Raw genomic sequence first — 22,370 nt, forward strand, 5'->3', positions numbered from 1 at the left:
TCGCGCGCAACGCTGAACCGCTCGGAAAATATTCCCGCTTATTTCGTTCGCTCGAATTAAATGCCGGCGAAATAGCCCGCGCTGTCAACCTTTTGCACGTTTTGCCGTTATCCCTTTGTAATCGCCAGATCCGGCGACGCAGCGATGGACGATCCGTCGTCGCGACCGCTCCACGCAAGGCCCCCGCATTGACCATGTTGCATCGACATAACAATAGCTTCGACCGGCCACGCGCAATGTTCGAACGTATCGCGAAGACGCTTGGCAACCGGGGAATTCTCTCGCCCGTACTCACCCTCGTGATTGGCGGATTGCTGCTGGTGGTTTTGCAGCACCTGTCGCAAGCGGTCGACTATCGCTCGGTGATGCGTCAGTTGCGTGAACTCACGCCCGGCGAGTGGACCGCCGCGCTCGGCGCCACCGCGCTCAGCTACGTGGCGCTGGTTGGGCGCGACGCCGTCGGCTTGCGCTATCTCGGCGCGACGGTGCCGCGCGTGGCGTTGTGGATCGGCGCGACGGCAGGCTCGGCGCTCGGCAATGCGACTGGCTTCGGCGCGTTGACGGGCGGCGCCGTCCGCGCGCGCGTGTATGGCGTCGCGAACATCACGCCCGTGCAGATTGGCCGCATGACGGTATTCACGAGCGTGTCGCTCGCGCTCGCGCTGGTGCTGATGACGGCGCTCGGGATGGTCGGCATGGCTGGACAACTCGCGCCGATGCTGCACGTCACGCCCCTCATGCTGCGCTGGATCGGCGTGGCGCTGCTGTTCGCGCTCACGCTCGTGGCTGCCGCCTGCGGTCGCGACACCCGGCCGGTACGCACGCGCTGGCAGTGGCTCTCGTTTGATATTCCGGCGCGCCGCGATCTGCTCGCGCAAGTGGCCCTCGCGGTCCTCGACGTGGTGGCCGCGGGCCTTGCTTTGTGGGCGCTGCTGCCCCACGCGAACGTGAGCTTCGTCACCTTCATCACGGTCTATGCCGCTGCGATGCTGCTCGGCATGATCGGCCACACGCCCGGCGGCGTAGGCGTATTCGAAGCGGCCATGGTGTTCACGCTGAGCGGCAGCGTGCAAACGCATCAGATGGTGGCGGCGCTCCTTGCTTATCGCGCGATTTATTTCGGTGTCCCGTTGATCGTCTCGGCGGCGTTGCTCGCGGGCTTTGAAGGCCGCGCGCTGAAAGGGCGCTTGCCGTTTCTCGACGCGGCGCGCGCATCGAAACTCGCGCCACTGTTTCTGAGTCTCGTGACGTTCGTGGTCGGCGGGATGCTGGTGATATCCAGCGCGACGCCCGCGTTCTGGCAGCGCATTCACATCCTGCGCGACATGGTGCCGTTGTGGGTGCTCGAAAGCTCGCAGATGCTGTGCAGCGTGCTGGGCGTGCTGCTGCTGTTCGTCGCGCGCGGCTTGTTGCGCCGTCTGGACGCCGCGTGGTGGATGACGCTGCTGCTCGCGGTGCTGAGCCTCGCGCTGTCGCTGACCAAGGGTCTCGCATTCGTCGAGGCGAGCGTGCTCGGCATGCTGATCGTTCTGCTGCTGTCGACGCGCCGGCGTTTCAACCGTCATTCATCGCTGTTCGCCGAGCGCTTCACGGCGGGTTGGCTGGTGTCGGTTGCGATGGTGCTGATGCTCGCCACATGGGTGATGCTGTTTGCCTTTCGCGACGTGCCGTACACGCGCGACCTGTGGTGGCAATTCGCCTTCGACGAACGCGCGCCGCGCGCGCTGCGCGCGACGCTGGCTGCGAGCCTGTTCGCCGCGACCTTTTCTTTCTGGCAACTGCTGCGTCCAGCGCCGGGCCGCTTCGTCAAGCCGGCGCCGGAGGATCTGCATGACGCGGCGCGCATCGTGCGCGCGCAGGAACGCAGCGACGCCGGTCTCGCGCTGATGGGCGACAAGAGCTTTCTCTTTTCGGAGTCGCGCGAGGCGTTTCTCATGTACGCGAAATACGGCCGCACGTGGGCCGCGCTGCATGATCCGGTGGGGCCGCGCGAGGAATGGGCCGGCCTGATCAGCAAGTTCGTCGCGCTCGCGCATGCGCACGGCGGGCGCGCGGCATTCTATCAGGTCCGCGCCAACGCCTTGCCGCTCTATCTCGACGCCGGCCTCACGCTGATGAAGCTCGGCGAAGAAGCGCACGTCGTGCTCGACGATTTTGACCTGAAGGGCTCGCATCGCTCGCATCTGCGCTATGCGCTCAAACGTGGCGAGCGCGACGGCTTCAGCGTCGAAGTGATCGATCAGCCGAACGTGCCGGCGTCGCTTGAAACGCTGCGCGGCATTTCCGATGGCTGGCTCGGCAGCCGCGACGCGCGCGAGAAAAGCTTCTCGGTGGCCGCATTCAACGATGCGTATCTCGCCGCGCAATCGGTGATGCTGGTGCGCCAGAACGGCGAGCCCGTCGCGTTCGTCACGTTCATGACCACCGATCTGAACACCGAAGCGACTGTCGGCGTGATGCGGCACGTGCAAAGCGCGTCGCCGTACGCGATGGAATACCTGTTCACGCAACTGGCGCTGCATTTGAAGCAGGCGGGTTTCCGCTCGCTCAGTCTCGGCATCGCGCCGCTCTCCGGCATGCAACCGACGCCGCTCGCGTCGCGCTGGCATCGGCTGGCTGGCATCGTGTGGCGCTTCGGCGGCCGCTTCTATAACTTCCGCGGACTGCGTGCTTTCAAGAGCAAGTTCCAGCCGCATTGGGAGCCGCGCTATCTCGCGGCGTCGGGTTCGATGGGCGTGGTCTTCACGCTCGCGGACCTGTCATTGCTGGCAGGAGGCCGGCGTTCATGACTGTGCATTCGATTTTCAAGCTCGCCGTCGCGACGAGCCTCGTGAGCTGCGGCGCGCTCGCACAAGCAGCGACCGCCACGGTGCCCGGCGGCCGTTACGGCGATGTCACCGTGACGCAGCCAGAGGGTCCGTTGCGCGGTTTCGTGGTGTTGTACTCGCAAGCCGCCGGCTGGAGCGCGGCCGACCAGCAAAGCGCCGATGCGCTCGCGAAAGCCGGGGCATTGACCGTTGGCGTGGACACCGCGCGTTACGCGGCGAACCTCAACGCGAAGAAGGAAACCTGCCATCAACTCGTGGGCGACGCCGAAGCGCTGAGCCACCAGCTCGAACGGCAATCGCAGTCGAGCCACTATTTCGCGCCGATCGTCGCGGGCACGGGCCAGGGCGCGACCCTCGCGATGCACGTGCTCGAACAGGCGCCGTCGAATACGATTGCCGGCGCGGTCTCGGTGGATGCCGGGCGCACGCTCGATGCGCGCTTTAACCCATGCCCGCCGGACCCGACGGTGATCCGCGACAAGGTGCCGGGCTTCGTTGAAAAGGCGAGCACGGGCAACGCCGATCGCGCGCGTCTTGTCGCGTTGCTCACACCGCATCTGCAGGCAGTGTCGACGAGCGATGACGATGTCTCCGATCTGCCGCTGATCGAATTACCGGCCGCGCATCCGAACGGCCTGATGGCGATCGTCATTTCCGGTGACGGCGGCTGGCGCGATCTCGACAAGACCATCGCGCAAGCGTTGCAAAAGGACGGTGTCTCGGTGATCGGTTGGGACAGCCTGCGCTATTTCTGGAGCGAGAAGCCGCCCGCGCAGACGAGCCGCGATCTCGCGCGCGTGATGCAGACCTACGGTGCGCGCTGGAACGCGCAGCACATCGCGCTGGTCGGCTATTCGTTCGGCGCGGACGTGATGCCGTTCGCGTACAACCGTTTGCCGCAAGCACAGCGTGCGAAAGTGTCGTTGATCGCGTTGCTCGGCTTTGCGCCCGACGCCGATTTTCAGATCCGCGTGGGCGGTTGGCTCGGCATGCCTGCGAGCGATAAGGCCTTGAAGGTGCGGCCGGAATTGACGAAAGTGCCGCCTGCGATCGTGCAGTGCTTCTATGGTGCGGACGAGGAAGACACGCTGTGTCCGGCGCTCGACAAGACCGGCGTAGAGGTGATTCGCACGTCGGGCGATCATCATTTCGGCGGCAACTATAACGCGCTGGAGAGACATATTCTCGACGCGTTCAAGAAGCAGAGCGGTGTGCGTGATTGACTGCCGCGTGACGTGACGTGACGTGACGTGACGTGACGTGAGGTGACGTGGGCTCGCGGCGTGTGTGGAGTGCGCGAGTCCGCGAACGAGCCTCATCCTCCCGGGCTGCGCGTCGAAGCGTGCTCATCTCACTTGACGCAGTTGCATCAATAGCGAGTCGTCCATGCGCATTTGCGCGAGATGGGGAACGTCGTTCGGCGTCTCGTAGAGGGTAGTCCACAACGCGCAGCATCCTGACCTAGGGTTGACAAAGCCCGCCAACTCAACGAAGATCGACCACATGAACTGCCTCGACATCCGTATTGCGCTGATTATTAGCATCATTCATCGAATGGTGGGTTAGCGCGCGTCCAGTACCAGTGACACATTAACCCGCCCCATGAGGCGGGTTTTTTTATGTCCGCTTGCTGCCTGCCTCCTGGTGAACGCCTTGCTGATTCGTCTTTGCCTCACAGGAGCTTGCCTTGCCGTTACTCGAACTCGAACATGCGACCGAAACCGCCAACAGCATCGCGCTTCGCCATGACTACCTCAAGAAGACCCTGACCGCACGCGTCTACGACGTGGCCCGCGAAACCGAACTGGAACGCGCGCCGAATCTGTCGGCACGGCTGCGCAATCCGGTGTATCTGAAGAGTGAGGACAACCAGCCGGTGTTCTCGTTCAAGCTGCGCGGCGCGTACAACAAGATGGCGCATCTTCCGGCCGAAGCGCTGGCGCGTGGGGTGATTACCGCGTCGGCGGGCAATCATGCGCAGGGCGTCGCGTTGTCGGCGGCACGCATGGGCGTGAAGGCGATCATCGTAGTGCCGGTGACGACGCCGCAGGTGAAGGTCGATGCGGTACGCGCGCATGGTGGGCCGACGGTCGAAGTGGTGCAGTTCGGCGAGTCGTATAGCGACGCGTACGGCCATGCGGTCAAACTGCAGGAAGAGCGTGGCCTGAGCTTCGTGCATCCGTTCGACGACCCGTACGTGATCGCAGGGCAAGGCACCGTCGCGATGGAAATTCTCAGCCAGCATCAGGGGCCGATCCACGCGATCTTCGTGCCGATCGGTGGCGGCGGACTCGCGGCTGGCGTGGCCGCGTATGTGAAATCGGTGCGCCCGGAGATCAAGGTGATCGGCGTACAGACTGATGATTCGTGCGCAATGGCCGCCTCGCTCAAAGCAGGCGAGCGCGTCACGCTGAACGAAGTCGGACTGTTCTCGGACGGCACGGCGGTGAAGCTGGTCGGTGAAGAAACCTTCCGCCTGTGCAACGAATATCTCGACGACGTGCTGCTCGTGAATACCGACGCGCTGTGCGCGGCCATCAAGGATGTGTTCCAGGACACCCGCAGCGTGCTCGAACCGGCAGGCTCGCTGGCTGTTGCGGGCGCCAAGCAGTATGCCGAGCGCGAAGGCATCGAGAACCAGACGCTGATCGCGATCACGTCGGGCGCGAACATGAATTTCGACCGCATGCGCTTCGTCGCCGAGCGTGCCGAAGTCGGTGAAGCACGCGAAGCGGTGTTCGCCGTGACGATTCCCGAAGAGCGCGGCAGCTTCAGGCGTTTCTGTGAACTGGTCGGCACGCGCAGCGTCACCGAGTTCAACTACCGGATCGCGGACGCGAACTCGGCGCATATCTTCGTCGGCGTGCAGATCAGAAACCGCAGCGAACCGGCGCAGATCGCGGGCGCGTTCGAAGCGCACGGCTTCGCGACCGTCGACCTGACTTTCGACGAACTCTCGAAGCAGCACATCCGCTACATGGTGGGCGGGCGCTCGCCGCTCGCGCATGACGAGCGCCTCTTCCGCTTCGAGTTTCCGGAGCGGCCGGGCGCGCTGATGAAGTTCCTGTCGTCGATGGCGCCGAACTGGAACATCAGCCTGTTCCACTATCGCAACCAGGGCGCGGACTACAGTTCGATCCTCGTCGGCATCCAGGTGCCCGCGAGCGAGACCGAAGCGTTCGAACGTTTTCTCGCCACGCTCGGTTATCCGAACTGGGAAGAGACGCAAAACCCGGTGTATCGGCTGTTTCTTGCCTAGCAGAGGTGCTCGGGGTTTACCTTGAGCGCAATCGGAGTCGCATGATTGCGCGGCGCTCCTCGTCGAGACGCCACAAGCCCCGCCAGCACGGCGTTAGCGCGCGTTGCCACCCACCAGCGCCGTTGCCCCGGACACGCTGTTTATCGCCATAAGCGATACAGCGTATGCGTCATATCGCGTTGCACGATACGGGCCATGATCGTCACACTGAGTGCAAATCAATCGCCGCATTCAGGAGACAACTCATGCGCACCCAAGTTGGCATCATCGGTGCCGGGCCCGCGGGCCTGCTGCTTTCCCACCTTCTTCATTTGCGCGGCATCGAGTCGGTCGTGCTCGAAACGCGCACTCGCGACCAGATCGAATCCACCATCCGCGCAGGCGTCCTCGAACAGGGCACGATGGACCTGCTGACCGAAGCCGGCGTCGGCGCGCGCATGAAAGCCGAAGGCGCGCTGCATCATGGCTTCGAACTGGCGTTCGAAGGCAAGCGCCGCCGCATCGATCTGACCGGACTCACAGGCCATTCGATCACGGTCTATGCACAGCACGAAGTGATCAAGGATCTGGTCGCGGCGCGCGTGGCCGCGAACGGCGCGCTGCGTTTCGGCGTGTCGGAGACGTCGATCCACGGTGTCGATACCGACAAGCCGGTGATCCGCTATCGTCACGAAGGCGAAGCCTGCGAGCTGCAATGCGACTTCGTGATCGGCTGCGACGGATCGCAAGGCGTCTCGCGCGCATCGATTCCGCAGGCGCTGCGCAAAGACTATGAGCGCGTGTACCCGTTCGGTTGGTTCGGTATCCTGTGCGAAGGGCCGCCGTCGTCGGATGAACTGATCTATGCGCGCCACGACCGCGGCTTCGCGCTGATCAGCACACGCTCGCCGAACGTGCAGCGCATGTATTTCCAGTGCGATCCGAAGGACTCGGTCGAGAACTGGTCCGACGATCGCATCTGGGCTGAACTGCACGCACGCGTCGATTCGCACGACGGGCAGAAGATCGTCGACGGCAAGATTTTCCAGAAGAACATTGTCGGCATGCGCAGTTTCGTGTCGGCCACGATGCAGCATGGCCGGCTGTTCCTTGCGGGTGACGCGGCGCATATCGTGCCGCCGACGGGCGCGAAGGGCTTGAACCTCGCCGTCTCCGACGTGCGTGTGCTGACACAGGCACTCAACGCGTTCTACGTCGAAAATCGCAGCGATCTGCTGGATGGCTACACCGAAACCGCGCTCAAGCGCATCTGGCGCGCCGAGCATTTCTCGTACTGGATGACGAGCATGATGCACCGTATCGAAGGCGCGTCGCCGTTCGAGCAGCAGTTGCAAGTGGCCGAGTTGGAATACGTGACCACTTCGCGTGCGGCGGCCACCGCCATGGCGGAGAACTACGTCGGCGTCGCTGCCGCGCACGCATAAATGTAAGCGCGTAGTGCGCGCCAAGCAGCGCATCGGACGACTAGTTCAATGATAAATCCCGATGCGCCGCGGCCTGAAACTCCGTAGGCGTGACGCCAGTCTGCTTGCGGAAATAGCGGCTGAAATAAGCCGCGTCCTCGAAACCGAGCGCGTGCGCGATCTGTTTGATGGTCAAGCCTGAATAGACCAGATCGCGCTGCGCCTCGCGTATCAGATGATCGTTGACGAGCGACATCGGCGAGTGGCCGAGTTCGTCGCGGCAGATGCGGCCCAATTGCGCCGCCGTGATGCCGATTTTGCCCGCATAGAACTCGATAGGCTGATGCTCGCGAACGTGCGCGGCGACGAGTTCGCGCAGCCGTTTGATTTGCGCTGCGCGCCGGTCGTTGACTGTCGCGCCGGCAGCCGCGCTGGCCGCCGAAGCCGCGTCGGTCAAACGCGCCACCTGTACAAAAAGTGCAATCATCAAGGACATGCCCGCGGCGATGTGGCCGCGCGCACTGCCACGAAATTCCTGCTCCAGCAAACCGAATAGCGGCATCAGCGTGTCGCCGCCGACCTCGGGCCGCACGGGAATCAGCGCGGGCCGCTGCAGTACCGGCAACAGACCCGGCGACACGGCCTTAGAAATCGACTCCAAAGCCCGCTGTGCGGCGGTAATCACGAGCCCATCGATCTCGGGCGAAAACACGAAGCCATGCACCGTTTGTGCGGGAATCAGCACGAGGCAAGGCGGTTCGATCACGAGCTTTTCGCTTTCGATCAGGACGTGGCCGGTGCCGCTGCGGATATAAAGGATCTGCAGCAACGCGTCGTGCCGGTGAGCGGCGATATGCCAGTCGTTAGGACGGCTGCGTTCGGCGATCCATTCGAAATTAAACGCGTCGTACCAGGGCGGGCGCGCGGATTCGCCGTACAAATCGTAGTTAGGGATTTTACTCATGCTGGTGTGTCTCCGATCCCTTTCGGCGTGGTTGCAATGTACGAATTGTCCTGCGATGCGCCGCCTTTGTCCAATTTCAGGCGCATTCGCGTCGCTATACTTTTTTCCATGAAAGGCGCGGTGCAATGGCGCAGCGCAGGTATCGGCGCTGCACGCCATACCGGCAATCAAAATCATGGAGATTCGGATGACTAATCAAATCACGAAAGCCGATGTGGACGCGAACTCACAGCACTGGCTCGGCCTCGAAGGCAAGGTCTGCGTGGTGAGCGGCGCGGCCGGCGGCATCGGCAGTGCGATCGCTCACGTGCTGGGTGAGGCCGGCGCGCGGCTCGCGTTGCTCGACCGGGACGACGACAAGTGCCGCGCACTTGCGCAAGCGTTGAACACGAACGGCATCGAGGCGCTCGCGCTGGCCTGTGATATCGGCGATATCGACAGCGTGCGTGGCGCCGCGCAGAGCGTCGAGTCGGCTTACGGCGCGGCCGATGTGCTGGTGAACAACGCGGGCCTGCTGCGTCCGGGCGGCATCGAAGAGATTGGGCTGGAGGCGTGGAACGCGATGCTGCGCGTGAACCTGACCGGCTACATGCTGTGCTCGCAGCAGTTCGGTCACGGCATGCTGAAGCGCGGCGCGGGCGCGATCGTGCATGTCGCGTCGGTGGCCGCGCATCATCCGCAGACCTACAGCGGTGCGTATAGCCCGGCCAAGGCCGGCGTGGCGATGCTGTCGAAACAGATCGCGGCGGAGTGGGGGCCGCGCGGCATCCGCAGCAACACGGTGTGCCCGGGCATGATCCGCACGCCGCTGTCCGCCGCGTTCTACGAGCACGGCGACATCGAGCGGCGTCGCAGCGCGATGACGGCCAGCCGGCGCATTGGCGAGCCCCTCGACATCGCCGACGTCGTCGCGTTTCTCGCCAGCGCTCGCGCCGCGTATATGAACGGTGCGGAGATCGTCGTCGACGGCGGGCTCGAAAGCATGCTGATGGACCTCGTGCCGCGCCCAGGCTTTGAGGCCGCTGCGGCTGCGCCGGTCGCTCGCTAACCCCCGCACAAGGACAAGGACGCACATCATGACTAACGCAACACGTGCAACCAGCAACGCCACGCTGACCTGCGACGTGCTCGTCATCGGTTCGGGCGCGGGTGGGCTCTCGACGGCCATCACGGCGCGCAAGCACGGGCTCGACGTGATCGTGATCGAGAAGGAGCCATTCTTTGGCGGCACCACCGCGTTTTCCGGGGGCGTGCTGTGGATTCCGGGCAATCGTCACGCTAGCAGCAATCACGTGACCGACACGCGCGAGGCGGCGCTGTCCTACATGCGCAACGAGACCGGCGCCTTTTTCGACGCCGCCGCTGTCGACGCGTTTCTCGACACCGGTCCGCACATGCTCGACTTCTTCGAGCGCGAGACCGCGGTCAAATTCGTGCCGACGCTCTATCCCGACTATCACCCGAATGTGGGCGGCGGCGTGGATATCGGACGCTCGGTGGTGGCCGCGCCATTCGATGCACGCGCGCTCGGCACGGACATCGTGCGTCTGCGGCCGCCGCTGAAGACCATCACATTCATGGGCATGATGTTCAATTCGTCGAACGCGGACCTCAAGCACTTTTTCAACGCGACGCGCTCGTTGACGTCCGCGCTGTACGTAGCGAAGCGCCTCGCGAGCCACCTGAAGGATCTCGCACTGTACCGGCGCGGCGTGCAGGTCACGAGCGGCAACGCGCTTGCCGCGCGACTCGCGAAGTCCGCGCTCGACCTCGGCATTCCGATTCACACGAACACCGCAGCGCGTGAGTTGATAGTCGCGGGCCAGCGCGTGACGGGCGCACTCGTCAGCGGACCAGACGGCGAGATGCGCGTTACCGCACGGCGCGGTGTCGTGCTCGCGTGCGGCGGCTTCTCGCATGACGTGGCGCGCATCGCCCGTGCGTATCCGCACGTGCGGCGAGGCGGCGAGCATGTGTCGCCGGTGCCGCCCGGCAATACCGGCGATGGCGTCGGCATGGCAGAACGGCTCGGCGCGAAAGTGACGATCCGCTATCCGCAACCGGCGGCCTGGATGCCGGTCTCGCGCGTGCCGATGCGCGATGGCAGTGTCGGTGTGTTTCCGCATCTGCTCGATCGATACAAGCCTGGAATCATCGGCGTGACACGCGCGGGCAAGCGCTTCACGAACGAGGCGAATTCGTATCACGACGTGGGCGCGGCGATGATCGAAGCGTGTGCGAACGAGCGCGAAACCGCGATGTGGCTGATCTGCGATCACGCGACGATCCGCAAATACGGGCTCGGTTTCGCGAAACCCGCGCCGGTCCCGCTCGGGCCGCTGCTGCGCAACGGCTATCTGACGAGCGGCCGCACGCTTGCCGAACTCGCGCGCAACGCGGGGCTCGAGGGCGTGGCGCTGGAAGCAACGGTGAAACGCTACAACGCCGATGCGGTGCGCGGCGAAGACCCCGAGTTCGGACGCGGCACGACCTCGTTCAACCGCTATCTCGCGGATCCGGAGCATCGGCCGAATCCGTGCGTCGCGCCGATCGGCGATGGCCCGTATTACGCGCTGAAGGTGGTGATGGGCGACCTCGGCACCTTCGACGGCATTTCGACCAAAGTGACCGGCGAAGTGCTTAACGAAGCCGGCGCACCGATTTCCGGCTTATATGCAGTCGGCAACGATCGCGCGAGCGTGATGGGTGGCAACTATCCGGGCGCGGGCATCACGCTTGGCCCGATCATGACTTTCGGGTACATCACCGGGCGGCATCTGGCAGGCGTCGCTGGAGCCAGTGCGAGCGGCGCGACCGCAGGCAACCACCAAGGCGGCAGCGCGGGCGCCCGCGAAACCGAAACTGTATTGAGGACAGGCACATGAGCAGCGGCAAACCGTTTGTCGATCACCGCATCTATACGATCCGCCCGCGCGGCATGGCGGAATTCATCGAGATATTCGACCAGTTGGCCATGCCGATTCAGGTGAAGTATCTCGGCGCGCCGGTCGGCTTCTATATGAGCGACATCGGCGCGCTGAATCAGGTGGTGCATCTGTGGGGCTACGAGAGCATCGCCGACTACGACCAGCGCCGCACCGCGCGCGACGCCGATCCGCAATGGCCCGCGTATCTGCAGGCGTCGGCGCATCTGATCGTCGCGCAGGAAAGCCGCATCATCAAGCGTGTCGATTTCAGGAGTCTGGCGATGCTTCGCTAGCGGCGCACCGCCTCATTCAGGAGGAGACAGAACATGAACGATCGAACACGACGCGTCGCGCTCGTGACTGGCGCCGCGAACGGTATCGGCTGGGCGAGCGCGCAACGTTTCGCGCAGGAAGCCTATAGCGTGGTCATCGCCGACATGGATGCGGACCGTGCTCGCGAACGCGCCCAGGCACTGGGCGCGGCTCATATGGGCATTGGCGGAGATGTCGCCGTCGAAGCCGACGTGCGCGCGCTGATCGGCACATGCGTCGAGCGCTTCGGGCGGCTCGACGTGCTGGTCAATAACGCCGGCAACGGCGATCAGCCGCATCCGACGATCGAGCAGAACGTCGATGCGTTCGACCGGCTGCTCGACATCCACGTGCGCGGCACCTTCCTCGCATGCCGCGAGGCGGCCCGAGTCATGCTCGCGCAGCGCAGCGGCGCGATCGTCAATCTCGGCTCGATTGCGGGGCTCGCCGGCATCCCGGCGCGCAACGCATACGGCGCGGCAAAGGCGGGCATCGTCGCGATGACGCGTTCGCTCGCCTGCGAATGGGCGCGTGAGGGCATCCGCGTGAACGCCGTGGCGCCAGGCTATGTCGCCACAGAACTGGTGGAGACGCTCAAGCGTAACGGCCAGATGAATCTCCAGGCAATCGAGCGGCGCACGCCGATGGGCCGCCTCGCACAGCCGGATGAAATTGCCCGGGCAATCAGCTTTCTCGCATCGGACGCGGCGAGCTACATCACGGGCACGGTGCTGAGCGTCGATGGTGGCTGGCATGCGTACGGCGCCGCCGGCGACTGACCGCTTCTACACGCCGCGCGCGAATCGAGCACAGGCAGTCGCACTATTCGTAGCATTCCGAACAATAAAAAAACACCTCGTCCTATCACGGAGACATTGCAATGAAAAAGCCTCAAGCAGGCAGGGCGAAAGTCCTGCGCCCGTACGATCGTGAAACACCCGCCACCCTCGCTCGAGGAGACCTCGAATGATCCGCTCCGAACGCAATGTGGATGTGCAGGCCTTCATCGACGAGCAGCGCTTTTCGCCGTATCAATGGACGATTCTCGTGCTGTGCTTTCTCGTCGTTGCCGCGGATGGCTTCGATACGGCGGCGGTCGGTTTCATTGCGCCGTCGCTGGTGCAGCAGTGGGGCGTCGCGCGCAGCTCGCTCGGGCCCGTGATGAGCGCGGCGCTCGTCGGGCTCGGAATCGGCGCGCTCGCGGCCGGTCCATGCGCGGATCGTCTCGGACGCAAAACGGTGCTGGTGTTGTCGGTGTTCTTCTTCGGCGTGTGGAGTCTCGCGGCGGCTCGCGCGAACTCGATCGAATCGCTGACACTGCTGCGCTTTCTCACCGGGTTGGGTCTCGGCGCGGCGATGCCGAATGCCGTCACGCTGATGTCCGAATACGCACCGGCGCGACTTCGCGCGGTCGCGGTCAACGGTATGTTCTGCGGATTTTCGTGCGGACTGGCGATTGGCGGTGTGGCTTCCGCGTGGCTGATTCCGCACTTCGGCTGGCCCAGCGTACTGGTGGCAGGCGGCGTCGGCCCGACCGCGCTGACCGTGCTGCTGATTCTGCTGCTGCCGGAGTCGGTGCAGTTTCTTGCCGTGCGCAGGCAGGCGGATCGGCGCATCGCGCGGATCCTGCAACGTATTGCGCCGCATAGCCGCTTCGAAGGGTGCCGCTTCGTCGCGGTGGATGCGCGCGCAGGCCACGAGGCCGCCGCAGGCCACGCGAGCAAAGCCGGCGCGCGTCCTCAATGGGCGCTCGCGGTCGTGCTGTCATCCCGCTACCGTTTCGGCACGCTCATGCTATGGCTCGCGTATTTCATGGGCTTGCTGATCTACTACCTGCTCACCAACTGGCTGCCGACGCTGTTCAAGGACACCGGCTTTTCCGGTGAAAAAGCCGCGCTGATGACCTCGCTCTTTCCGCTTGGCGGCATACTCGGCAACCTGTGCGTCGGCTGGATCATGGACCGGTTTGCCGGACATCGCGTGGTCGCGGTGACCTTCGTGCTGGTGGGTGTGCTGGTGCTGCTGGTCGGACGCGGCGTTGGACATCAGCTCTGGCTCGGCACGCTGATCTTCCTCACCGGCACCGTGGCGACGAGCGCGGTCACGTCGATGTCGGCGCTCGCCGCCAGCTTTTATCCGACCCAGGCACGCGCGACGGGCGTGGCGTGGATGCTGGGGATCGGCCGCATCGGCGGCGTGGCGGGCGCGCTGGTCGGCGCCGCGCTGATGGGGCTCGGCTGGCAGTTCGGCGCAGTGTTCAGCCTGCTGGCCGTGCCGTCGGTGATCGCCGCGAGCGGTGTGTATCTGATGACGCGGCGCGTGCAAGGCGACGCATCTTCGAAGGAGGGGGCCGGTCCTGCAGTCGCACTCGAATGACCGCTGCGTTGCAAAGGCGTGCGCCGCGCGACGGCGCCACGCCTTCACGACCGGCATGACAGGCAGCCACTTTCATTGTGGTCTGAAAAACAACAGTGAATTCGTGATTAACGGATTTATCCCGTCAGGTGAGCCACCTACACTGCCTTCAATGCTGCCGCGCGAGTCACGCCGGCAGCGCATGTGGAGCCAATCTCTGGAGGTGGTGTCATGAAGTCGCTCATTCAAACCGTTGCTCTCGCCGTCATTCTTGCCGCGCCGCTTGCGTCGTTCGCCCAGCCGGCCGATGAAGCCGGTACTCAGGACTCGCAGGCGACGCAGACGCCAGCCGCCCGCCCGCATCACGCAGCTCGAACGGATGACAGCGGATATGGTGCAAGCAGCCACGGTACGTGGCAGTCCGGTCGCGGCACCGACACGACGGTCAGCTCCTACTCGCCGCCGATCTACAACGCGCGTTGAGCGCAAGTGCATGCGGGGCATTCATCAGCCTGCCTCGCGCTTAAGCACTTAACGAAGCCGGACATTGCCCAGCGCGCGACGAGCGATTCGTCGCGCGCGTGTCTTCGGCTTGCAGTCAGGGCGTACGCAACAACGCCATCTCATTGCGCAATAGCGCATGCAGTTCGTCGTCGGTAGGGCGAGTCCCCCAATGCTGTGCGCCCGCCACCGATGCTATCGCCATCCACGAATGAGGTGGGAACCACTCGCGCAACAGCACGCCGTCCTGGCGCAAACACAATTGACCGGTTTGTTCGCTGTATTCGGCGCAGATGAGCGAGCCATCGATGTGCGCCGTTACTCGTCTTGGATCGTTGCGTAGCAAATCGTCGCTCCTGCAAAAAGGGTGGCGAGCATGCCCACGCGATACGGCTGCATCATCGACGCAGCCGTCGTCCAGGCATCAGTGATTGTGCCCGTGGTCGTCGCCATGGCCATGCCAGCCGTTGTCGTGACCGTGTGGCCCGCGAGCCTCATGCCACTCGCGCCGGTCGTGATGACGCTCTTCCCATTCGCGCCGTTCCCAGTAGCGGTGGCCGTCGTAATACCGCTCGCCGTACCAGCCCGGGCTCACCACGACCACGGGCGGCGGCGCAGGTGCGTACACCGGAGGAGGCGCGGCATACACCGGCTCGGGCGCGTAAGCGACACCCGGCACGCCGATGTTGACGCCGACATCGACGTGAGCCAGAGCGGCCGACGATGCGCCGATTCCGATGCCTGCAACGATCGCCAACGAGAGCCAGCGGTTTTTTGAATTGCTCATGTTTTATTCTCGGTCTCTACGATTGAGGGGATATGCGTGCGCGCCATGCGCTCAGTAATGGTCGTGATCGCGATGGTGGTCGTGATCGTGATACCCGCCTTCGGGGACCACGATGCAACCGCTCAGCGTGCTGCCGAGTGTTGCTGCCAGGATGACCAGGGCGAGAATTCTTTTCATGTCGTTGCTCCGTTTTGCTTGTGAAGCGAACTCTACTGAGCGGCGGTATTTCCGTTGTGTTTGTGTGTAACAGGACGTGTCGATGCAAACGCGCGCGGCTAACAGGAGCGGTGCGTGGGGAGGGCGCCGGGGAAGCGCTTCATCGGGCGATGGCAAGCTTGCCGCAACAGCGGCAAGCCATTGAAGCGACTATGGAAAAAACGCTGCGCCCACGCATTGCGCATGACTGCGCGCGTGGAGCGGTCAATGCATCAACTGCCGGTAAGTGGATGACATCGTGTTTCGCCGCGGCTAGGCCCGGCGGATACATTCAGTTGCAGACTGAGGCGTGCCGTTGCATAACGAGCGGCACGCCCGCATGTTGCGCGTGCTGGCCTGCGTGTACGCGGCACGACACGGCATGAGCGCCATCAGCTTTGGATACGGTGCGATGCGTAGCATCGGCGAAATGTGCGTTCAGTGTTCGCGCAGACATGACGGCGCCAATGCTATGTCGAGTCAGCAGCGCTGTCATCGCAGCGCGCCGTTTATGCCGCCGGTGCAGGTTCCGGCGCCGGCGCCGGCGCTTCGCGATAGCCGAGCCGCGTCGAGATCGCGAGACCCGACTGCTTGAGCAACGCGACATAGTGCGACTTCGTGTCGGCGCCACAGCGCATCGTCGGAAACGAAACGGACAGGCCGGCGATCACGCGGCCGAAGCGATCGAACACCGGCACCGCGATGCACCGCAGTCCTTCTTCCTGCTCCTCGTTGTCTTCGCCATAACCTTGCTCGCGCACGTGCGGCAGGATGCTGAGCACCGCTTCGGCGCAGGTGAGGGTCTTCTGTGTCGACTTGCGAAACTCGACGTGCGAAAGGACTTCGCGCGCCTCGGCCGGGTCCATCCACGCGAGCAGCACCTTGCCGATCGCCGTGCTGTGCAGCGGATTGCGCCGGCCGATGCGCGACTGCATGCGCAAGCCGTAGTCGGCGTCGATCTTGTGGATGTAGATGATCGCGTCTTCGTCGAATGCGCCGAGGTGCACCGCCTCGCGCGTCATCTGGCCGATGCGTCGCATCTCGATATCGGCCTCGCGCACGAGATCGACGCTCTCCAGCGCCTTCGCGCCGAGTTCGAACAGGCGGATCGTCAGCCGGTAGCGCTCGGTCTCGACTTCCTGGGTCACGTAGCCGAGCGCCTTGAGCGTCTGGACCACGCGATGCACGGTGGTCTTCGACATCGCAAGCCGTTGCGACAGTTCGCTGATGCCGATCTGTCCGCTGTCGCCGATCGCGCCGAGAATCGCGAACACGCGGCCGATCGACGACGCCGATTCGCCCCGTTCGCCGCCGTTGCCGGACTCGACGCTCTGCGCGTGCTGGATCTGCGTGGCGCCGTCGTCCTTGCGCTGTTTGCCTGCTGTTGCCATTTCCGTCATTCCCTGTCTATGCGAACCCGTGCTGCGCCTCTGCGTGGCTCGCCCGCGCGATCGGCCACATCCAGTCACGCTCGCTCACGCGGCGAGGCGCGCAAGCATACCGCTTCGCGCGCATGTCCGCCGGCTAGCGCGCAAGCCACCCGCCATCTACCGCCAGTGTATGCCCGTGCACGTAGTCCGACGCGGACGACGCGAGAAATACGACCGGCCCCGCGAGATCTTCCGGCGCCCCCCAACGGCCCGCCGGAATCCGCCCGACGATCTCCTCGTTGCGCTGCGCGTCGTCGCGCAATGCCGCCGTGTTGGCGGTCGCCATGTAGCCCGGCGCGATCGCGTTCACATTGATGCGCTGCGCGGCCCATTCGTTCGCAAGCAGCCGCGTCAGACCGAGCACGCCGCTTTTTGCCGCCGTGTACGAGGCGACCCGGATGCCGCCCTGGAACGACAGCATCGACGCGACGTTGATGATCTTGCCGCCGCTTTGCTGCCTGACGAACTGCCGCGCGGTGGCTTGCGACAGAAAGAACAGGCTCTTCAGATTGACGTCGACGACGGCATCCCAATCGTCTTCGGTGAAGTCGAGCGCATCCTCGCGGCGGATGATGCCGGCGTTGTTCACCAGTACGTCGACGCGGCCGAAGGCCTCGAGCGCGGCGCGCACGATATCGTCGACCGGCGCGATCGAGCCGAGGTCGGCGCGCACGTCGGCGAAACGGCGCCCAATGGCCGCGACGCGCGCGGGCGTGGTGCCGGCATCGGCACGGCTCACGCCGACGATGTCGCAGCCGGCCGCAGCGAGCGCGAGCGCCATCGCGGCGCCGAGCCCCGTATTGCTGCCGGTGACGATGGCGACCTTGCCGGTGAGATCGAAAGTATTCACGTTGTTCAAACCCATGTCGTATGCGGATGCTCGTCGGAATCAAGCGGGCGGCCCGTCAACGCAGGTCACCGATCGCGAGGTGATCCATGTCGCCGAACACCTGGTTCTCGCCGACCATGCCCCAGATGAACGTGTACGCGCGCGTGCCGACGCCCGAGTGAATCGACCAGCTCGGCGAGATCACGGCCTGTTCGTTGTGCACGAGAATGTGCCGCGTTTCATGCGGCTCGCCCATCATGTGAAAGACGGCGGCATCGTCGGCGACGTTGAAGTAGAAATACACTTCCATGCGTCGCTCGTGCGTGTGGCAGGGCATCGTGTTCCACAGGCTGCCCGGCTCGAGCTTGGTCATGCCCATCGACAGCTGGCAGGTGGGCAGCACCTCGGGCACGATGAACTTGTAGATGGTGCGGCGGTTGCTCGTGGCGGGATCGCCGAGCGTTTGCGGCGATGCCTGGGCGAGCGTGATCGTGCGGGTCGGATACGATTCGTGCGCGGGCGCGCAGTTCAGATAGAACTTCGCGGGGCGCGCGGCGTCGTCGCTGCCGAACGCGATCGCCTGCGCGCCCTTGCCGATGTAGATCGCTTCCTCGTTGCGCACCGTATGGCGCGTACCGTCCACGTCGACCCAGCCGTCGCCGCCGATGTTGATCGCCCCGAGCTCGCGCCGCTCCAGCAGATAGTTGACGCCGATCGACTTGCCGAGCGAGCCGGGCACCTCGACTGCGCGCGTCGCCGGCCACACGCCGCCGACGATGATCCGGTCGATATGGCTATAGGTCAGCTTCAACGCGTCGCGCTCGAACACCTGCTCGACCAGAAACGCCTTGCGCAGCCCGGCGGTATCGAGCGTCTTCGCATACTCGCTGTTGACGGCCTGTCTCACTTCCATGTTTTTCTCCGTTCGATTCGATTTCCGCAGGGTCGCCGCACCGTGCGGCCACGCTGCTCTGCTCAGGACTGTAGCTCAGATTACATCTTTCGGAACAGTGGTCCGAAAAGTTTTGGCGCGCCGTCAAGGGCGGTAAAGCTTCCGGACGGCACGCGGGTAAACGATGAGCCTAATTTATAAAGAGAATCGGAACGGCGTTCCTTTCACGGTGTTATATTGCGCCGAAAGGGAGCAGACCGGCGCCAGACCGGCGACCTTACCCCGGGTGATTCACCTGACCAACAGGACGCAAAGTCCATGGAGGAGGCATGAAGATCAAGAAGGCCCTCGACCGCATTCCTGGCGGGCTGATGCTGGTTCCGCTGCTGCTCGGCGCCTGTGTCCACACGTTCGCGCCCGGCGCGGGCAAATACTTCGGGTCGTTCACCAACGGCCTGATCACCGGCACCGTGCCGATTCTGGCGGTGTGGTTCTTCTGCATGGGGGCGACGATCGACCTGCGGGCGACCGGCACCGTGCTGCGCAAATCGGGCACGCTGCTCGCGACCAAGATGCTGGTGGCGTGGATCGTGACGATGATCGCGGCGCGCTTCATTCCGGTCGACGGCATCAAGACAGGGCTATTCGCCGGACTCTCGATCCTCGCGATCACGACCTCGATGGACATGACCAACGGCGGTCTCTATGCCGCGGTGATGCAGCAATACGGGACCAAGGAAGAGGCGGGCGCGTTCGTGCTGATGTCGGTCGAATCGGGGCCGCTCGTCAGCATGATCATTCTGGGCGCGACGGGCGTCGCGTTCTTCGAGCCGCGGCTCTTTATGGGCGCGGTGCTGCCGTTTCTGATCGGCTTCGCGCTGGGCAATTTCGACAGCGATCTGCGTGATCTGTTCGGCCGTTGCGTGCATCCGCTGATTCCGTTCTTCGGCTTTGCGCTCGGCAACGGCATCGACCTGAACGTGATCGTGACGAGCGGCTTGCCGGGCGTCGTGCTCGGTCTCGCGGTGATCGTCGTGACGGGCATTCCGCTGATTCTGGCCGACCGCTGGATTGCCGGCGGCAATGGGGCGGCAGGGCTGGCGGCATCGTCGACGGCGGGGGCTGCGGTGGCGAATCCTGCGATCATCGGCGACATGATTCCGAGCTTCAAGCCGCTGGTGCCGGCCGCGACCGCGATGGTCGCGACGGCTTGCCTCGTGACCGCGATTCTGGTGCCGATTCTCACGGCGCTATGGGTGCGCCGGCATCGCGCGCGCGATGCGTTGCGCGAGGAATTCGCGGCGGCGCAAGCGGCGCCGCTCAATGAGCGGGACGCGCGCGTTTGAGAGGAGCTTGTGCGGTTGCGCGGGGTTGCAACGTAACCGGCAAGTGGCCCGCGTGCGCTCGCGGGATCGGAGCGCGGCGGCCCTTGAGCGGCAGCGGGAGCCGAGACCGTGTGCGAGGCCGCGCCGACTAGCGCGCGAGCTTCGCTTCCAGCATCGTCTTCACCCCGGGCCATTCGTCATCGATGATGCTAAAGCGCACCGAGTTGCGCTTGCGTCCGTCCGGCATGATCCGTTCATGCCGGACCACTCCTTCCTGTTTCGCACCGATGCGCAAAATCGCCGCGCGTGAGCGCTCGTTGAGCTCATCGGTCGTGAACTGCACGCGCACGCATTGCATTGCGTCGAACGCGTGACTCAGCAGCAGGTACTTCGCCTCGGTGTTGACCGCCGAGCGCTGCGCCGATTCGCTCAACCACGTATGGCCGATTTCGAGCTTGCGGTTCGCGCGGTCGATCTTCCAGAAGCGCGTGCTGCCGACAATCGCGCCGCTCGCGCGCAGCACGATCACGAACGGCATCACGGTGCCGGCCGCGCAGCCCTCGAGCGCGCTCGCGATATAGCCGCCGATGCTGTCCGGTCCCGGCACCACCGTCAGCTTCATGTTCCAGAGTTGGCCGTCGGCGGCGGCGTCGAGCAACGCTGGCGCGTGTTCCTGCCGAAGCGGCCTGAGTTCGACGGTGGCGCCGCTCAGCGTGGGCGGCATGCGTCGGGAAATGGGGTCGTCCATCGTCCATGGTTCTATGGCAATAAAAAAGTCCGCGAGCCAAAGCTCGCGGACCCGGTGCAGCGATTCGGAACGGGACGGGCCGAAAGGCGCTTTCAACTCGCGTCGATGTGCCTTTAGCCCGCCGCGGCGTGGCGTTAAGCCGCCAGCACCGACACGGCCTTGGTGACCAGATAGCCTTCCATCGCTTCCGGTCCGCCTTCCGAGCCGTAGCCCGAATCCTTCACACCGCCGAACGGCATTTCCGGCGAAGGCGTGGCCGGCTGGTTGATCCACAGCATGCCGACTTCCATTTGCTGCGACAGCAGGTGCACGTTGCTGAACGACTTCGTGTACGCATAGCCCGCAAGGCCGAACGGCAGACGGTTGGCTTCGGCGATCGCGTCTTCGAGCTTGTCGAAACCGCGAATCGCGGCGATCGGGCCGAACGGCTCGTTGTTGAACACGTCGGCTTCGAGCGACACGTTGGTCAGCACGGTCGGCGCGAAGAAGTTGCCTTCGGAGCCCACGCGTTCGCCGCCGGTTTCGACCTTGGCGCCGGTCTTGCGCGCGTCGTCGAGCACCTTGGTCATCGCGGAGAGACGGCGCGCGTTGGCGAGCGGCCCGAGGGTCGTGCCTTCCGCGAGGCCGTCGCCGAGCTTCAGGCTTTCGGCATGCTTGACCAGCGCCGCGGCGAATTCTTCGCGGATGCTGTTGTGCACGAGAAAGCGCGTCGGCGAGATGCAGACCTGGCCCGCGTTGCGGAACTTCGCGCCGCCGGCCGCCTTGACGGCGAGCGCCACGTCGGCGTCTTCCGCGACGATGACCGGCGCATGACCGCCCAGCTCCATGGTCGCGCGCTTCATGTGCGCGCCGGCGAGGGCGGCCAGTTGCTTGCCGACGGGCGTCGAGCCCGTGAACGTGACCTTGCGGATCACCGGATGCGGAATCAGGTAGCTGGAAATTTCAGCCGGGTCGCCGAACACGAGGCCGACCGTGCCCGCCGGCACGCCGGCTTCGACGAACGCCTGCAGCAGTGCCGCCGGCGATGCCGGGGTTTCTTCCGGCGCCTTCACGAGGAACGAGCAGCCGCAGGCGAGCGCCGCGGAGAGCTTGCGCACCACCTGGTTGACCGGGAAGTTCCACGGCGTGAACGCCGCGACCGGGCCGATCGGCTCCTTGAGCACCAGTTGCTGCGCGGCGAGGTTGCGCGACGGCACGATCCGGCCATACACGCGACGGCCTTCGTCGGCGAACCATTCGATGATGTCCGCGGCGGCCAGCACTTCGACGCGCGCTTCGGCGAACGGCTTGCCCTGTTCCTGCGTCATCAGGCGGCCGATGTCGGAAGCGCGTTCGCGCACCAGAGCCGCGGCCTTGCGCATCGTGGTGGCGCGCTCGTTGGCCGGAATCTTGCGCCATGCTTCGAAGCCGCGTTGCGCGGCTTCGAGTGCGCGGTCGAGGTCGGCGATGCCGGCGTGCGCCACTTTGCCGATGGCCTGGCCCGTGGCCGGGTTGATGACGTCGAGGGTCTTGCCGCTGGCGGCGTCACACCACTCGCCGTTAATCAGAAGTCGGGTATCGGTATAGCTCGAAATGGCCATGCTGGGTTCCTGTAGTTGCGAAAACGACAGGCCGC

General features: G+C 64.6%; 20 protein-coding genes. 11 read left to right on the forward strand and 9 right to left on the reverse strand.

The window, feature by feature from the left end; genetic code table 11:
* Positions 1-194 precede the first annotated feature (194 nt).
* From mprF to B0G69_RS14530, 4 genes are all read left to right on the forward strand, one after another.
* Complete coding sequence (gene mprF / locus B0G69_RS14510) at positions 195-2,789, forward strand: bifunctional lysylphosphatidylglycerol flippase/synthetase MprF (RefSeq protein WP_121317970.1); 2,595 nt, start codon at positions 195-197, stop codon at positions 2,787-2,789.
* Positions 2,786-4,051: an AcvB/VirJ family lysyl-phosphatidylglycerol hydrolase gene (locus B0G69_RS14515; RefSeq protein ID WP_121317972.1), complete on the forward strand. Its 1,266-nt coding sequence runs from the start codon at positions 2,786-2,788 to the stop codon at positions 4,049-4,051. Before mprF ends, B0G69_RS14515 begins: the two co-directional genes overlap by 4 nt.
* Positions 4,052-4,515: 464 nt before the next feature.
* The gene (gene ilvA, locus B0G69_RS14525) at positions 4,516-6,087 is read left to right on the forward strand and encodes a threonine ammonia-lyase, biosynthetic (RefSeq protein WP_121317976.1); all 1,572 of its coding nucleotides are present in this window, start codon (positions 4,516-4,518) and stop codon (positions 6,085-6,087) included.
* Positions 6,088-6,332: 245 nt separating this feature from the next.
* A complete protein-coding gene (locus B0G69_RS14530) occupies positions 6,333-7,511 on the forward strand; it encodes a 4-hydroxybenzoate 3-monooxygenase (RefSeq protein ID WP_121317978.1) in 1,179 nt (392 codons plus the stop codon).
* 40 nt (positions 7,512-7,551) lie between these two features.
* Here B0G69_RS14530 and B0G69_RS14535 read toward each other — a convergent pair whose 3' ends face one another.
* Positions 7,552-8,454, reverse strand: a complete 903-nt coding sequence (locus tag B0G69_RS14535; protein ID WP_121317980.1) for a helix-turn-helix domain-containing protein — start codon at positions 8,452-8,454, stop codon at positions 7,552-7,554.
* A 187-nt stretch (positions 8,455-8,641) separates the two neighbouring features.
* Between B0G69_RS14535 and B0G69_RS14540 the strand changes: the two genes are divergently transcribed.
* From B0G69_RS14540 to B0G69_RS14565, 6 genes are all read left to right on the forward strand, one after another.
* On the forward strand, positions 8,642-9,502 hold the full coding sequence (locus B0G69_RS14540) for an SDR family oxidoreductase (RefSeq protein ID WP_121317982.1): 861 nt from the start codon (positions 8,642-8,644) through the stop codon (positions 9,500-9,502).
* A 28-nt stretch (positions 9,503-9,530) separates the two neighbouring features.
* Positions 9,531-11,339: an FAD-dependent oxidoreductase gene (locus tag B0G69_RS14545; RefSeq protein WP_121317984.1), complete on the forward strand. Its 1,809-nt coding sequence runs from the start codon at positions 9,531-9,533 to the stop codon at positions 11,337-11,339.
* Complete coding sequence (locus B0G69_RS14550) at positions 11,336-11,674, forward strand: NIPSNAP family protein (RefSeq protein WP_121317986.1); 339 nt, start codon at positions 11,336-11,338, stop codon at positions 11,672-11,674. The genes B0G69_RS14545 and B0G69_RS14550 overlap by 4 nt, the downstream gene beginning before the upstream one ends.
* A 33-nt stretch (positions 11,675-11,707) precedes the next feature.
* A complete protein-coding gene (locus tag B0G69_RS14555; protein ID WP_121317989.1) occupies positions 11,708-12,472 on the forward strand; it encodes a glucose 1-dehydrogenase in 765 nt (254 codons plus the stop codon).
* A gap of 187 nt (positions 12,473-12,659) precedes the next feature.
* Entirely contained in the window at positions 12,660-14,069 is a 1,410-nt protein-coding gene (locus tag B0G69_RS14560) for an aromatic acid/H+ symport family MFS transporter (protein WP_121317991.1), read from the forward strand.
* 210 nt (positions 14,070-14,279) lie between these two features.
* Positions 14,280-14,531, forward strand: a complete 252-nt coding sequence (locus B0G69_RS14565) for a hypothetical protein (protein WP_121317993.1) — start codon at positions 14,280-14,282, stop codon at positions 14,529-14,531.
* A gap of 115 nt (positions 14,532-14,646) precedes the next feature.
* Here the strand turns inward: B0G69_RS14565 and B0G69_RS14570 are convergent, their stop codons facing one another.
* The 6 genes from B0G69_RS14570 to kduI form a co-directional block, all read right to left on the reverse strand.
* Positions 14,647-14,895 (reverse strand): hypothetical protein, encoded by a 249-nt coding sequence (locus B0G69_RS14570; RefSeq protein ID WP_121317995.1) that lies wholly within the window; start codon positions 14,893-14,895, stop codon positions 14,647-14,649.
* 78 nt (positions 14,896-14,973) lie between these two features.
* Positions 14,974-15,336 carry a hypothetical protein gene (locus B0G69_RS14575; protein WP_121317997.1) on the reverse strand — a complete coding sequence of 121 codons (363 nt, stop codon included), beginning with the start codon at positions 15,334-15,336 and terminating at the stop codon, positions 14,974-14,976.
* Positions 15,337-15,387: 51 nt separating this feature from the next.
* On the reverse strand, positions 15,388-15,513 hold the full coding sequence (locus tag B0G69_RS42710; RefSeq protein ID WP_277873540.1) for a hypothetical protein: 126 nt from the start codon (positions 15,511-15,513) through the stop codon (positions 15,388-15,390).
* A gap of 527 nt (positions 15,514-16,040) precedes the next feature.
* The gene (gene kdgR, locus B0G69_RS14580) at positions 16,041-16,922 is read right to left on the reverse strand and encodes a DNA-binding transcriptional regulator KdgR (protein ID WP_121317999.1); all 882 of its coding nucleotides are present in this window, start codon (positions 16,920-16,922) and stop codon (positions 16,041-16,043) included.
* A gap of 133 nt (positions 16,923-17,055) precedes the next feature.
* On the reverse strand, positions 17,056-17,826 hold the full coding sequence (kduD, locus tag B0G69_RS14585) for a 2-dehydro-3-deoxy-D-gluconate 5-dehydrogenase KduD (RefSeq protein ID WP_121318001.1): 771 nt from the start codon (positions 17,824-17,826) through the stop codon (positions 17,056-17,058).
* A gap of 40 nt (positions 17,827-17,866) precedes the next feature.
* On the reverse strand, positions 17,867-18,703 hold the full coding sequence (gene kduI, locus B0G69_RS14590; protein WP_121318003.1) for a 5-dehydro-4-deoxy-D-glucuronate isomerase: 837 nt from the start codon (positions 18,701-18,703) through the stop codon (positions 17,867-17,869).
* Positions 18,704-19,011: 308 nt separating this feature from the next.
* On the opposite strand from kduI, the gene kdgT reads away from it, so the two are divergent.
* Positions 19,012-20,028 (forward strand): 2-keto-3-deoxygluconate transporter, encoded by a 1,017-nt coding sequence (gene kdgT, locus B0G69_RS14595; protein WP_121318005.1) that lies wholly within the window; start codon positions 19,012-19,014, stop codon positions 20,026-20,028.
* A gap of 127 nt (positions 20,029-20,155) precedes the next feature.
* On the opposite strand, the gene B0G69_RS14600 is transcribed toward kdgT, so the two are convergent.
* Together B0G69_RS14600 and B0G69_RS14605 are read right to left on the reverse strand one after the other, a co-directional pair.
* On the reverse strand, positions 20,156-20,755 hold the full coding sequence (locus B0G69_RS14600; RefSeq protein WP_121318007.1) for a GNAT family protein: 600 nt from the start codon (positions 20,753-20,755) through the stop codon (positions 20,156-20,158).
* 134 nt (positions 20,756-20,889) lie between these two features.
* Positions 20,890-22,335 (reverse strand): NAD-dependent succinate-semialdehyde dehydrogenase, encoded by a 1,446-nt coding sequence (locus tag B0G69_RS14605; protein ID WP_121319406.1) that lies wholly within the window; start codon positions 22,333-22,335, stop codon positions 20,890-20,892.
* Positions 22,336-22,370 lie beyond the last annotated feature (35 nt).

This window comes from Paraburkholderia sp. RAU2J, from assembly GCF_003634845.1.
Classification (GTDB): domain Bacteria; phylum Pseudomonadota; class Gammaproteobacteria; order Burkholderiales; family Burkholderiaceae; genus Paraburkholderia; species Paraburkholderia fynbosensis.

What these genes read in the sequence shown, in the direction of transcription:
- B0G69_RS14535 (WP_121317980.1), bottom strand. Translation starts at nt 8,454, where the DNA reads ATGAGTAAAATCCCTAACTACGATTTGTACGGCGAATCCGCGCGCCCG.
- B0G69_RS42710 (WP_277873540.1), bottom strand. Translation starts at nt 15,513, where the DNA reads ATGAAAAGAATTCTCGCCCTGGTCATCCTGGCAGCAACACTCGGCAGC.
- B0G69_RS14545 (WP_121317984.1), top strand. Translation starts at nt 9,531, where the DNA reads ATGACTAACGCAACACGTGCAACCAGCAACGCCACGCTGACCTGCGAC.
- B0G69_RS14605 (WP_121319406.1), bottom strand. Translation starts at nt 22,335, where the DNA reads ATGGCCATTTCGAGCTATACCGATACCCGACTTCTGATTAACGGCGAG.
- B0G69_RS14575 (WP_121317997.1), bottom strand. Translation starts at nt 15,336, where the DNA reads ATGAGCAATTCAAAAAACCGCTGGCTCTCGTTGGCGATCGTTGCAGGC.
- B0G69_RS14565 (WP_121317993.1), top strand. Translation starts at nt 14,280, where the DNA reads ATGAAGTCGCTCATTCAAACCGTTGCTCTCGCCGTCATTCTTGCCGCG.
- B0G69_RS14550 (WP_121317986.1), top strand. Translation starts at nt 11,336, where the DNA reads ATGAGCAGCGGCAAACCGTTTGTCGATCACCGCATCTATACGATCCGC.
- kduD (WP_121318001.1), bottom strand. Translation starts at nt 17,826, where the DNA reads ATGGGTTTGAACAACGTGAATACTTTCGATCTCACCGGCAAGGTCGCC.
- B0G69_RS14540 (WP_121317982.1), top strand. Translation starts at nt 8,642, where the DNA reads ATGACTAATCAAATCACGAAAGCCGATGTGGACGCGAACTCACAGCAC.
- B0G69_RS14555 (WP_121317989.1), top strand. Translation starts at nt 11,708, where the DNA reads ATGAACGATCGAACACGACGCGTCGCGCTCGTGACTGGCGCCGCGAAC.
- kdgT (WP_121318005.1), top strand. Translation starts at nt 19,012, where the DNA reads ATGAAGATCAAGAAGGCCCTCGACCGCATTCCTGGCGGGCTGATGCTG.
- kdgR (WP_121317999.1), bottom strand. Translation starts at nt 16,922, where the DNA reads ATGGCAACAGCAGGCAAACAGCGCAAGGACGACGGCGCCACGCAGATC.
- mprF (WP_121317970.1), top strand. Translation starts at nt 195, where the DNA reads ATGTTGCATCGACATAACAATAGCTTCGACCGGCCACGCGCAATGTTC.
- B0G69_RS14600 (WP_121318007.1), bottom strand. Translation starts at nt 20,755, where the DNA reads ATGGACGACCCCATTTCCCGACGCATGCCGCCCACGCTGAGCGGCGCC.
- kduI (WP_121318003.1), bottom strand. Translation starts at nt 18,703, where the DNA reads ATGGAAGTGAGACAGGCCGTCAACAGCGAGTATGCGAAGACGCTCGAT.
- B0G69_RS14530 (WP_121317978.1), top strand. Translation starts at nt 6,333, where the DNA reads ATGCGCACCCAAGTTGGCATCATCGGTGCCGGGCCCGCGGGCCTGCTG.
- B0G69_RS14515 (WP_121317972.1), top strand. Translation starts at nt 2,786, where the DNA reads ATGACTGTGCATTCGATTTTCAAGCTCGCCGTCGCGACGAGCCTCGTG.
- B0G69_RS14560 (WP_121317991.1), top strand. Translation starts at nt 12,660, where the DNA reads ATGATCCGCTCCGAACGCAATGTGGATGTGCAGGCCTTCATCGACGAG.